This window comes from Streptomyces sp. NPDC023573, from assembly GCF_055559735.1.
Genome location: NZ_JBVHKB010000010.1, coordinates 1 through 12,738, shown reverse-complemented (window position 1 = coordinate 12,738; position 12,738 = coordinate 1). Strand labels below are relative to the sequence as shown.

At 70.6% G+C, this 12,738-nt stretch carries 6 protein-coding genes and 1 pseudogene; 2 read left to right on the top strand and 5 right to left on the bottom strand.

The annotated features are described in order from the left end of the window. Nucleotides 1–83: 83 nt before the first annotated feature. From ACZ32T_RS28225 to ACZ32T_RS28210, 4 genes are all read right to left on the bottom strand, one after another. On the bottom strand, nucleotides 84–2,942 hold the full coding sequence (locus ACZ32T_RS28225; RefSeq protein WP_467369699.1) for an NHLP bacteriocin export ABC transporter permease/ATPase subunit: 2,859 nt from the start codon (nucleotides 2,940–2,942) through the stop codon (nucleotides 84–86). Between the two features lies 1 nt (nucleotide 2,943). After that, nucleotides 2,944–5,217: an NHLP family bacteriocin export ABC transporter peptidase/permease/ATPase subunit gene (locus ACZ32T_RS28220; RefSeq protein ID WP_467369697.1), complete on the bottom strand. Its 2,274-nt coding sequence runs from the start codon at nucleotides 5,215–5,217 to the stop codon at nucleotides 2,944–2,946. After that, nucleotides 5,214–6,020, bottom strand: a complete 807-nt coding sequence (locus ACZ32T_RS28215; protein WP_467369695.1) for a hypothetical protein — start codon at nucleotides 6,018–6,020, stop codon at nucleotides 5,214–5,216. Before ACZ32T_RS28215 ends, ACZ32T_RS28220 begins: the two co-directional genes overlap by 4 nt. Before the next feature lie 83 nt (nucleotides 6,021–6,103). Further along, nucleotides 6,104–6,331, bottom strand: coding sequence for a type A2 lantipeptide (locus ACZ32T_RS28210; protein WP_104790783.1), 228 nt, complete (start codon nucleotides 6,329–6,331; stop codon nucleotides 6,104–6,106). A gap of 790 nt (nucleotides 6,332–7,121) precedes the next feature. On the opposite strand from ACZ32T_RS28210, the gene ACZ32T_RS28205 reads away from it, so the two are divergent. Then, complete coding sequence (locus tag ACZ32T_RS28205; protein WP_467370012.1) at nucleotides 7,122–9,797, top strand: cellulose binding domain-containing protein; 2,676 nt, start codon at nucleotides 7,122–7,124, stop codon at nucleotides 9,795–9,797. 116 nt (nucleotides 9,798–9,913) lie between these two features. Then, nucleotides 9,914–11,536, top strand: a complete 1,623-nt coding sequence (locus ACZ32T_RS28200) for an FAD-dependent monooxygenase (RefSeq protein ID WP_467370010.1) — start codon at nucleotides 9,914–9,916, stop codon at nucleotides 11,534–11,536. Between the two features lie 74 nt (nucleotides 11,537–11,610). On the opposite strand, the pseudogene ACZ32T_RS28195 reads toward ACZ32T_RS28200, so the two are convergent. After that, a pseudogene (locus ACZ32T_RS28195) lies at nucleotides 11,611–12,738 on the bottom strand (coagulation factor 5/8 type domain-containing protein); the annotation flags it as partial.

Here is a 12,738-nt window from a genome sequence, read left to right as displayed (position 1 = left end):
GGTCGGCTGGTCGCCTGCCGGCCACCGCACCACCAGGTTCGGCCAGGACGAGCCGGCGGGGCCGGAGCGCGGGTCGACAGCCCTCAGCTCATCTGGCGCCGCACCAGTTCGTGGAGCTGCCCGCCCGTGTCCGCGAGGAGCTCGGCGGGCGGCCCCTCCTGGACGACACGGCCGTCCGCCATGACGATCACCCGGTCGGCGTCCATGACCGTGGACAACCGGTGCGCGATCACCACACGGGTGGCCCGCAGGGACCTGGTGCTCTCGATCACGGTCCGCTGGGTCTCGTTGTCCAGCGCGCTGGTCGCCTCGTCGAAGAACAGGATGCGCGGGCGCCGGACGAGCGCCTGGGCGATCATCAGCCGCTGGCGCTGCCCCCCGGAGATCGATCCGCCGCCGGAGATCATCGTCTGCAGCCCCATCGGCATCCGCTTGATGTCCTCGGCAAGCCCCGCCATCGCCGCGGCCTCCCACGCCTCCTCCTGGGTGAAGACCTCGGCGCCGCAGATGCAGTCCAGGATCGAGCCGGACAGCGGCTGGGCGTTCTGCAGGACGACCCCGCACTGACGGCGCACCGCCGCCTGATCGAGCGCCGTCAGGTCCTGGCCGTCGTACAGGACACTGCCCGAGACCGGCCTGTCGAAGCCGATGAGCAGCCTCAGCAGGGTCGACTTGCCGCACCCGCTGGGGCCGACGACGGCGACGAACTCGCCCGGGCGCACGGTCAGCGACACGTCGTCGAGGACGACCGGTCCGTCGTCCGAGTAGCGGAAGGACACACCCCTGGCCTCGATCTCCCCGGACAGCTCGCCCGGCTGGGTGCTGGCGCCGCGTACCTCGGGTGCCTCGTCGAGCACCGGCTTGATCTGTTCGAACATCGGCAGCACGGCGGCGGCGGACACGAACGCCCCGGTGAGCTGGGTGACGGCCGTCAGCAGCATCGTCACGGACGTGTTGAAGGTCAGGAACTCGGCGGCCGTGAGGGATCCGCGTGCCGGGCCCGCCAGCAGGACGAAGACGACCAGCGAGCACAGCGGCAGATAGACCGCGTTCAGGACCGTCGTCATGTTCTTGATCCGGCCCGCACGCTTCTGCAGCTCGCGGCTGCGTGCGAACTCCGCGGCCCACGCCCCGTACGCGAAGCTCTCCGCCGCCGCGACCCGCAGCTTGGGCAGCCCCCGCAGCGTCTGGAACGCCTGGTTGTTGAGTTTGTTGCCCAGCACCACCAGACGGCGCTGCCAGCGGAGCTCCCACATGCCCATGGTGAGGAACACCCCGGCGATGACCACCAGCATCGCGACGGCCGTGAGCGCCAGCGGCACACTGAACCAGAGCAGCAGGCCCAGATTCATCGCCCCGAGCGTGCCCGCCTGCACCACGACCGGGCCGGTGCCGGACAGCACCCTGCGGATGGAGCTCACCCCCATCGCCGCGCTCGCCAGCTCGCCCGTGGAGCGCTCGGTGAAGAACCTCGTCGGCAGCCGCAGCAACCGGTCCCAGACCGCGGGCTGGAGCGTGCTCTCGATCCGCCCCTCCATCCGCAGGATCGTGAGGTTCTGCAGCAGCATGAAGGCCGCGGAGACCACAGCGGAGATGATGACGGCCAGCGACACCTGCACGATGAGGGCGTTCTGGGCGTTGGGCACGTACACGCCGAGCACCTTGCCGGTCGCGATCGGCACCAGCGCCCCCAGCGCGACCGTCACCAGCCCCGCCAGCACCAGTCTCCGCAGGTCGCCCCGGGTGCCGAACAGGCCGAACCGCAGCAGCTGCCTCTTGCTCAACGGCTGCTCCGGCAGCGGCCGGTAGAACATCACGGCCCGCTCGTCGAACTCCTGCGCGGAGGATTTGTCGACACGGCTGCGCCGTCCCGTCAGCGGGTTGACCGCCTCGTAGCGGCCCCGGCGCCAGAGCAGGGCGACCGGTGCTCCGGACGCGGCCCGCCGGCCCACCAGCGGACCGGAGTTCTCCCGCCACCAGCGTCCGTCGAGCCGTACCGCCCTCGTGCGGACGCGTGAGGCGACCGCGACCCGCTCCACCGGGTCGATCCGGTCGCTCACCGCCCCGCCCGTCGCGGGCTCGGCGAGGACGATCCCGCAGTCCCGCGCCACCAGGCGGCAGGCCGCGTACACCGCGTCGTCCGAGGCCCCCGTCGCGGGCGAGGAGCCCCTCCGGGACCGGCCGATCGACGTCAGCAGCGCCTGGTCGGCCTCCTTGCGGACGGCCTCGCCCGCCTTCATGCCCGCCGCGGTCCGGTCCTCGTGCGCGCGCTCCAGCTGTTCGATCCAGCGGTCCAGTGCCGACAGCAGGCGGTACTGCTGATTGACCATGCCCTGCCACATCGCCGGGTCGACGAGCAGGTCACCCGACGCCTCGGCGCTGAACGCGGCGCCGTACTGCACGCTGCCGGGCGCCACCGGAAGCCACAGGATGTCCTCGTCACCCGCCGCCTCGTCGAAGGTGGTCCGCCCGTCCAGCGGGGCCTCGAACAGCACCCGCCGGCCCCGTCCCACACCGAGCGAGAAGGCGTGTTCCAGCAGGCTCAGCGTCGCGTCCCCGGTGTCGTAACGGCTGCGGTAGTGCGCCTCGTACGCCCCCTGGTCGGCGTACTCCGGCCGGTACAGCTCACGCAGGGGGATGCGGCGCAGCACGCACTCCTGGAGCGGCCGCCCGACCAGGGTGTGCTGCGGGCCCTCGACCGGGCCCAGCACGAGCGTTCCCGGTTCGAGCCGGCCAAGGAAGTGCCAGTGCCCCTGCTCCACGGCGTCCACCGCGAAAAGGTCGAGGGCGCCGCCCACGACGAGCCACAGCACCTGGGGGCCTTCCAGCGACAGACTCCGCAGCCCGGCGCAGTCGACCGGCTCCCCGAGAGCTCCCAGCGCGCCGATGACCGGGTCCTGCCCGGGAGCCTCCGTGCCCGCGAGAGGATGTACGGATGCCACGTCAGTGCTCCCTGACCAGATCGGCGTACGGGCCCCCGGCGGCCAGCAGGTTCTCGTGCCGGCCGCGCTCCACGACGGTCCCGTGGTCCAGGACCACGATCTCGTCGCTGTCGCGGACGGTGCTGAGCCGGTGCGCGATCACGACGCAGGCACAGCCACGCCGCCGCAGGTTGTCGATGATGACCCGCTCCGTCTCGGCGTCCAGCGCGCTGGTGACCTCGTCCAGGACCAGGATGCTGGGGCGGCGCACGAGCGCCCGGGCGATCTCCAGGCGCTGACGCTGCCCGCCGGAGAAGTTCCGGCCGTCCTGTTCCACCCGGCTGTGGATGCCGCGGGGGCGGCGGGCCACGACGTCGTACAGGGCGGCGTCCCGGAGAGCTTCGGACACGGCGTCGTCCGGGACCGAGGGATCCCACAGCGCCACGTTGTCCCGGACCGTCCCCTCGAAGAGGAAGACGTCCTGGTCGACGAAGGACACGGAAGCGGCCAGTGCCCCACGGGGTATGTCCTCCAGCCGCTGCCCGTCGATGCGGATCGTGCCCTCCCAAGGGCTGTACAGACCCGAGATGAGCCGCGAGACCGTCGACTTGCCGCTGCCCGAACCGCCGACGAGCGCCACCTGCTGCCCGGGTCCCACGGAGAGCGAGAAACCGGTGAGCAGCGGCTTGTCGAGCGGACTGTAGCCGAAGGTGATCTCCTCCAGCGTCACATGGCCCTTCAGACGGCGGGTGCTCACGGCCGGCTCACGGCGGGAGTACAGAGGGTCGACGGGAAAGTTCTCGACGTCCTTGAGCCGTGCCACGTCGGCCGCGAAGTCCTGGACCCTGCCCGCCACCCCGTTGAGCCGGGTGACCGGCGCGGTGAAGCGGGTCACCAGAGCCTGGAAAGCGACGAGCAGACCGATCGAGATGTGCCCCTCGACGGCCCGCAGTCCGCCGATCCACAGGATCAGCGCGCTGTTGAGCGTCGCGAGGGCGGGAGCGACGACGCCCAGCCAGGCGCTCGGCACCCCGAGGCGCTGCTGCTCCTCCAGCGTCGTCGCGTGCTGCCCGGCCCACCGGCGGAAGTACCCGTTCTCGCCCCCCGTGGCCTTCATCGTCTCGATCAGCTGGAGGCCCGTGTACGAGGTGTTGGTGAGCCGCGCGCTGTCGGCCCGCAGCTTCTGCGTCCCGACCGCCCGCATCTGTACGACGATGCGCATGGCGACCACGTTGAGCAGGGCGATCCCCACCCCGATCACGGTCAGCTGGGGGTCGTAGGTCCAGAGCAGGAACGCGTACAGGAGGACGACGATGCCGTCCACGCCCGCCGCGGTGAGGTCCCGGGCGAGGGTCTCGGCCACCGCGTCGTTCGACTGGAGGCGCTGGACGAGATCGGCCGGGCTGCGCTGTGAGAAGAAGGTGACGGGCAGCCTGAGCAGATGCCGGAAGAAGCGGGCGCTGCCGAGCGTGGACGCGATGACGCGCCCACGCAGCAGATTCGCCTGTTGCAGCCACGTCAGTACCACGGTGAGGGCGACCATCGTGCCCATCGCGGCGAACAGCACGCCCAGCAGCGAGGTCTGCTCGCCAATCATGAACATGTCGATATAGGTGCGGCTCAGGGCCGGGAGCGTCGCCCCGACCGCCACCAGCAGCAGGCTGGCGAGCAGGGCGACCAGCATCGTGCCCGTGGTGCCGCGCAGCCGGGCCGGCAGCGCGGCCATGACGCCGGGCTTCCGTCCGCCGCGCTCGAAGCCCTCGCCGGGTTCGAGGACCAGGACGACCCCGGTGAAGCTGGTGTCGAAATCCTCGGCGGGCACGAACCGGCGCCCCTTGTCGGGGTCGTTGATGTATACGCCCCGCCGTCCGAGACGGCGGCCCACGCCGTCGTACACGACGTAGTGGTTGAACTCCCAGAACAGGATGGCGGGCGCCCGGACCTCCGCGAGGGCCGCGGGCTCCATCTGCATCCCCTTGGCCTGGAGACCGTAACTGCGGGCGGCCTTGAGCACGTTGCTGGCGCGCGAGCCGTCGCGCGAGACCCCGCAGGCGATCCGCAGCTCCTCCAGCGGCACATGGCGGCCGTAGTGGGCGAGCACCATCGCGAGTGAGGCGGCACCGCACTCCAGCGCCTCCATCTGGAGCACGGTGGGGGTGTGCACGGTCTTCGTCCGCCCGGGCTTCGGCACCGGACGCGTACGCCGCCTGCCGCCCGGGGGCCCCTCCGGGCGGTGCCTGCCCCGGCCGGGCGGTGGCAGCTGCTGGGCGGTGGGGGACGGATGCGGTGCGGTCACGGGAGCAGCCAATCGATCGGGCGCTGGTCGGCGAGACGGACGGAACCGGTGGCCAAGGTCATGGAGCCGATCGCGTACGGGGGGCCGTCGGCCGAGGACCACCGGTAGCCGGACTTCGTGGAGTCCGAGGGCTCGATCCGCACCAGGACCGCCAACGGCCTGCCGTGCCGCGAGAACTGCTCGCCGAGCTGGGCGTCGCCGAGGAAGCGGGTGATCTGCTGCTGTGTCTGCGGGGCCCTGCCGACCGCGGCCACCTTCCCGCGCAGCACCCCGTACTGCTGGGCGGGCACGGACTGGACGGTGAGGTCCACTGAGGCGCCCACCGGGACCGAGGCGGCACTGCTGCCGGACACGTAGAGCAGGACGACCAGTGGGTCGTCCGCACCGTCGGTCCGTTCGACGCTCGCCACGTCCGCGCCGGTGGTGACCACGGCGCCGATCGTGGCCGTCACCGAGGTGAGCCGGCCCGCGTCGATCGTGCGGACGACGCGTTCACCCTCCGGCGTACGGACCTTGAGCAGGGGGGAGTTCCGGGGCAGGGTCTCGCCCTCGTCGGCGAGCACCTCGGTGATCTGACCGGCGACAGGGCTCTGCAGGATGTAACTGCCGCGGGAGTGCGTGAGGATGCCGGGGGCGTCGAGGGTACTGGCGACGGAGCCCGTCACTGCCCAGAAGCAGGCGGCCGCCATCACGGCGACGGTGACGCAGAGGACGAGCAGGCCCTGCGGGCGGGCGAAGCGCACCGGAAGATCGAGCTGTTCGGGCGACTGCAGCTTGGAAAGGGCCTGTTGGCGGAACTGCACGGAACTCTTCCCTCACCTGTCAGCGGTCGGCACCGAGCCCCGGAACCGACGGGTTCCGGGGCTCGGCGGGGTACTGCCGTGTCTCAGAGACCGGCGGTGAGGCCGGTGGCCAGGCCGGTGACCGCGCCCGTGTTCACGCCGGTGGCGGACTCGACCAGACCGGTGACCGAGCCGACGACGCCGGCGACCGGGACGATGCCCTCGACGGTGCCCGTGACGTTGCCGAGCACGCCGCCGACGAGGCCGCCCGAGACGTTGTCGAGGTCGCTGTCGGAGATCTCGGCGGTCTCGACCTGGGGGGTGTAGTTCATGATGAGCGCTGCCCTTCGTATGGAAATTGCCTACATACGGAAACCCGTGGTGCGGCCTCCGTATGGGCCAGGATCAAAGCACGCCAGCGCCTCGTACAGCCAATCGAACTGCGGCGGATCTGTGGTTGTCGGCCCGCTGGAATCGACTTACGTGCAGAAGTGTTCATTCCTTGGCGGCGAATCCTTCACGAGCTTCACCGGATGAATTCCGTGACGCTGCGGCCCCATGCTCCCCAAGTGGGGCACTCCCGCCCCAATTGCCTCCCGAACCCCCCTGGACCTGGCATTCCGTGTCAGGTCGCGTGATCGGTGTGCGCACGCCGTGTGCAGGTTTCTTCTTTACGGGGGTCCTTCCGGTTATGGGTGCCGGTGCCGAGGGCGGCCGCGCGAAGTTCGGAAGGTATCGGTATTCACGGCATTGTAAAAGGTGAACATGGCTCTCTTTTTTCTGTGCCCGGCACATGAATGACCGGCGCCTTTATGGAGCGTTTTCCTCTTTCGAGTGTCCACGGTGTCACGTGACCTCCGGATGTGTGGAGAAGGTGTGCCGCCTTTCCCGGGCGCCGGGGGGCGAGGTGCGGCTGCTTATGTGGCCGGTCGGGCAGGGAGGGGGTGATTCATCCGATGAAACGTCTGCACCACCCTTCTCCAGGGCGACGCGCGGCGCTACGATCGGGACACCTATGGGAGCGCTCCCACCTCTGTGTCAGTCCCGTACCGCCGCCGAGCGGCGGTCCAGCTCGGAGAGGACGTTTCCGTGCGCTTGAGTACCAGACCAATCGCCGCCCTCATGGCGGCACTTGCCCTCACCGTCGGGTTGTCGGTCACCGGAACCCCGGCCGTGGCACGCTCGGACGAAGGGCCCACCGCAGCCGAAGCATCGGATGTGTCCGTCGCCGCGGACACCTACACATGGAAGAACGCGCGCATCGACGGCGGCGGCTTCGTGCCGGGCATCGTCTTCAACCGGTCCGAGAAGAACCTCGCCTACGCGCGCACCGACATCGGCGGCGCCTACCGCTGGGACCAGACGGGCAAGCGGTGGACACCGCTGCTGGACTGGGTGGACTGGGACCGGTGGGGCTGGTCCGGGGTGGTGAGCCTCGCCTCCGACGCGGCCGAGCCCGACAACGTGTACGCCGCCGTCGGCACGTACACCAACGACTGGGACCCGACGAACGGCGCGGTCCTGCGCTCCTCGGACCGCGGCGCCTCCTGGAAGGCGGCCACGCTGCCCTTCAAGCTCGGCGGCAACATGCCGGGCCGCGGAATGGGCGAGCGTCTCGCGGTCGACCCGAACAAGAACTCCGTGCTGTACCTCGGCGCCCCCAGTGGCAACGGGCTCTGGCGGTCCACCGACTCGGGCGTCACCTGGTCCGAGGTGACCGCCTTCCCGAACCCCGGCAACTACGCGCAGGACCCCACGGACACCAGCGGATACGGCAACGACAACCAGGGCATCGTGTGGGTGACCTTCGACGAACGCTCCGGCAGCGCCGGCAGCACCACCCAGGACATCTACGTCGGGGTCGCCGACAAGGAGAACACCGTCTACCGCTCCACGGACGGCGGCGCCACCTGGTCCAGGATCGCCGGCCAGCCGACCGGGTACCTCGCGCACAAGGGCGTACTCGACTCCACGACCGGCCACCTCTATCTGACGCTGAGTGACACGGGCGGCCCGTACGACGGCGGCAAGGGACAGATCTGGCGGTACGACACGGAGTCCGGCGCCTGGACGGACGTCAGCCCCGTCGCGGAGGCCGACACCTACTACGGCTTCAGCGGCATCTCCGTCGACCGGCAGAAGCCCGGCACCCTGATGGCGACCGCCTACAGCTCGTGGTGGCCCGACACCCAGATCTTCCGCTCCACGGACAGCGGCGCGACGTGGACACAGGCATGGGACTACACCAGCTATCCCACCCGTTCGAACCGGTACACGCTGGACGTCTCCTCGGTGCCCTGGCTCAGCTGGGGCGCGAACCCCTCACCGCCGGAGACCGCGCCCAAACTGGGCTGGATGACCGAGTCCCTGGAGATCGACCCCTTCGACTCGGACCGCATGATGTACGGCACGGGCGCCACGGTCTACGGCACCGAGGACCTCACGTCCTGGGACTCCGGGAGCCGGTTCACGATCACGCCGATGGTCGAGGGACTGGAGGAGACGGCCGTCAACGACCTGGCCAGCCCGCCCTCCGGTGCGCCGCTGCTGAGCGCGCTCGGTGACATCGGGGGCTTCCGGCACACCGACCTCGACGCGGTGCCCGCCATGATGTTCACCTCGCCGAACCTGGACTCGACCACCAGCCTGGACTTCGCGGAGAAGTCCCCCGGCACGGTCGTACGGGTCGGCAACGCCGACGCCGCTCCCCACATCGGCTTCTCCACCGACAACGGTGCCAACTGGTTCCAGGGCTCCGAGCCCTCCGGCGTCACGGGCGGAGGCACGGTCGCCGCCGCGGCGGACGGCAGCGGGTTCGTCTGGAGCCCGGAGGGCGCGGCCGTCCATCACACCACCGGCCACGGCAACTCCTGGGCGCCCTCGGCCGGAATCCCGGCGGGGGCGACGGTCGAGTCGGACCGCGAGAACCCGGAGAAGTTCTACGGATTCAAGGCCGGCACCTTCTACGTGTCGACCGACGGCGGCGCCACGTTCGCCGCGAAGGCGACAGGTCTCCCGGCAGAGGGCAACGTCCGCTTCAAGGCGCTGCCCGGCACCGAGGGCGACATCTGGCTCGCGGGCGGCGCCGCCACGGGTGCGTACGGGCTCTGGCGCTCCGCCGACTCCGGTGCGAGCTTCACCGAATTCTCCGGAGTGGAACAGGCAGACAGCGTCGGCTTCGGCAAGGCGGCCGCCGGGGCCTCCTACCAGACCGTCTTCGTCAGCGCGAAGATCGGCGGGGTGCGAGGCATCTTCCGGTCCACGGACGCGGGCGCCACCTGGACGCGGATCAACGACGACGCGCACCAGTGGGCCTGGACCGGCGCGGCCATCACCGGCGACCCCCGGGTTTACGGCCGGGTGTACGTCTCCACGAACGGCCGGGGCATCCAGGTGGGCGAGTCCTCCGGCACCGGCGGCGGAGGCACGGACCCGGACCCGGACCCGGACCCGGACCCGACCGATCCACCGGCGGATGCCGACTGCGCGGTGACCTACAAGGTCACCAACCAGTGGTCCGGCGGCTTCCAGGCCGAGGTGACGGTCACCAACACCGGCAGCACGGCCTACGACGGCTGGCAGCTGGGCTGGTCCTTCCCGGACGGCCAGAAGGTCACCCAGATGTGGAACGCCTCCCACCAGCAGGACGGCACGAAGGTGACCGCGACGAACGTCGGGTGGAACGGCAAGGTGGCGCCCGGCTCCTCGGCCGGCTTCGGGTTCACCGGCACGACACCGGGCGGCAGCCCCGAGCCGGACGCGTTCACGCTGGGCGGTGAGGCCTGCACCGTCGGCTGACGTCAGGCGGGCCCTGTGCGGGGAGCACGCCCCGCACAGGGCCCGGGCCGCCGAATGGACATACCGCCCAGGGCGTGCTGCATTGGAGTGAACGCAGCTCGCCCTGGGAGGCACCCGTGGTCGATGTCGACGTACTGGTCGCAGGGGCGGGTCCGGTCGGCCTGACAGCCGCGTCCGAGCTGTGCCGCCGAGGGGTGTCGTGCAGGATCGTCGACCGGCTCCCGGCACGGCTTCCCTATGCCCGGGCCGTGGGCGTCCAGCCCCGGACACTGGAGATCTGGGACCGGATGGGGATGGTCCGTGAGGCCCTGGAGACAGCCGTCCCGCTGAAGGGACAACTGCTCTACGTCAACGGCGAGGAAGGCCCGCGCTTCGATCTCGAACTGCCGCCGGGGGTGCCCTACGGCTTCGCCGCCCTCCCGCAGTACGAGACCGAGCGGCTCCTGGAGGAGCTCCTCCGGCGCAGGGGAGGCGACGTCGGACGAGGCACCGAACTCGTCTCCTTCGAGCAGGACTCCGACGAGGTGCGGGTCGTTCTCTCCGTACCGTCGGGGGACACCGAGGAACTGACCGCGCGTTACCTCATCGGCTGCGACGGTGCGCACAGCGCCGTACGCAAGGGGCTGGGCCTGTCCTTCGACGGCGCGGCCCTTCCCGAGGAGTACATGCTGGGAGACGTCGAGGTCGACTGGGACCTGCCGGCCGGATACGCCATCCGTGCCTCGCACGTCGTCGACGGGCACCCCGACGACATCCTCGTGTGCATCCCGCTCCCCGGCGACCACCGGTACCGGATGTCGATGGCCACCCCGCCCGAACTGTCCCGCGCGGTGCGCAAGGACGCGGACGGCGTCACCCACGGCCTGAGCGGTGAACACGGCCCGGCACCCGGGATCGAACACATCCAGGCAGTGCTCGACCGGCTGTCCCCCCGCCCCGCGACCGCCTCTTCGCTGCGCTGGTCCTCGGTGTTCCGCATCAGCCACCGCATCGTCGGCCGGTACGGCCGGGGGCGGGTCTTCGTGGCGGGGGACGCCGCGCACATCCACCCGCCCACGGGTGCACAGGGGATGAACACCGGGGTACAGGACGCCTACAACCTGGCATGGAAACTCGCCGCCGCCGTACGGGGCCACGCAGGTTCCGGGCTGCTCGAGAGCTACGACGCCGAACGCCGTCCGGTCGGGGAGGAAGTGGTGGCGCGCACACTGCGCCACGCGCGGAGCGGCGTCCAGGCCGACCCGGAGGACCCCGCGACGATGATGCTCCGCGAGGCCCAGCTCCTCGTCGGCTACCGCGGCAGCGCGATCGTGGGGCCGAACGGCTCCGCGCACGACGGCCCGGCACCGGGTGACCGGGCGCCCGACTGCGGTGGCCTCCGGTACGCCCTGGGAGCCTTCCCCGTCCGGATGTTCAGCCTGCTGCGCGATCGCGAGCACACCCTGATCCTCTACGCCGGCCACGAGGACCAGCTCGCATCGTTCGACCAGGTGGCGGGCGCGGCGGTGCACACGGCCCACGGCATGCTGAACGCCTGCGCGGTGCTCGCCCCGGAGGTGAGCGCGCCCGCGCTGCGCCTGCCCGCCGTCCACGACAGCCTCGGCGAGTTCCGGCGTACGTACGGCGCACGGGGCGGCGAGGCGGTCCTCGTACGTCCCGACGGCTATCTCGGACTGCGCGCGGTCCCGGCGGACGGGCCGGAGCTGCCCGCGTACCTGACAACGCTGCTCGGGACGTGACACGGGGCCCGGCGGGGAGTGACCGCCGGGCCCCGCGCCGTCCGATGAGCCGATTCCGCTCATCTCATCCCGTCTCAGGGAAAGGACACCACCTGGGAGGGGATGGTCGACGTGCCGGATGTGGGGGCTCCGGTGTTGTTGATGACGTGGTCGTACTGTCCCTGGCCGCCGAGGGAGACGACGAGCAGGTCGTGGAACTTGACCCCGGGTTTCACCGGGGCCTGGAAGCCGTGCTGCTGGCGGATGGTCGGGTCGACGTTGTAGTAGCAGTAGCTGCCCATGCCCCAGCCCTCGTGGGTGGTGACGGTGTCGGCCACCTTGTAGGCGGCGTAGCCCTTGATGTCGCCGTTCTGGATGGCCGCCTGGTTGGGAGCGTCGTACGCCTTCTCGTTCTGGAAGAAGATCGTCCTGCCGTTCTCGCCGTACCACTGGACGTCGTACTTGTTGAAGTGCTCGACGAACAGCCCGGTGGCCAGCACGTCGTCACCGTTCACCCGGAGGCCGTAGTCGGACCGGTTGGTCTCCCAGCCGACCCCGTCGCCGTGGTCGGCCCGCCAGAGCCAGGTGTGGTCGATGATCGTGTCGTCGCTGTTGACCACCATCGCGGTGGTGGCCTTGCCGGCGCCCGCGCCGCCGACCCGGACGAACACGTCCTGGAGGCTGGTGGGGTTGGCCGAGTGGTCGGCCGCCGCGCCCTCGGGACCGACCTGGACGAGCACCGAGGAGTTCTGCGTCCCCGCGTCCACGAGGAGTCCGGCGAGCTTGACGCCGTCGACGTCGCCGACCTTGATCGCGGTCACCCCGTTGTCCGGGATGATCGTGGCGAGGCCCAGGCCCAGTGCCACGGTGTTCGCACGGTTGATCTCGATGGGTTCGTCGACGTGGTAGATGCCCGGGGTGAACAGCAGGTGCAGGCCCTGGCGGACGGCCGCGTTGATCGTCTGCGCGGTCGCGCCCGGCTTGACCACGTAGAACTGGCTCAGCGGGATGGACTCGCCCTGCGGGGTGCCGTTCCACGAGACACCGCGTGCGTTGGTGCGTTTGGCGGGGACGAAGACCTTGTAGTCGTCGCCGTCGAGGTAGAGGAAGGGCTTCTCGCGGGAGACGGGGGTGGTGTCCAGGGTGGTGTACGGCGGCTCGGGGAAGCTCTGGGCGGGGGCGCCCTCGACGCCGGAGAACGTCATGTTCCAGACGCCGTTGCC

Bases quoted from the DNA above. Each gene is read 5' to 3' on its own strand.
- ACZ32T_RS28210 (WP_104790783.1), bottom strand. From the start codon at position 6,331: ATGAACTACACCCCCCAGGTCGAGACCGCCGAGATCTCCGACAGCGAC.
- ACZ32T_RS28205 (WP_467370012.1), top strand. From the start codon at position 7,122: ATGGCGGCACTTGCCCTCACCGTCGGGTTGTCGGTCACCGGAACCCCG.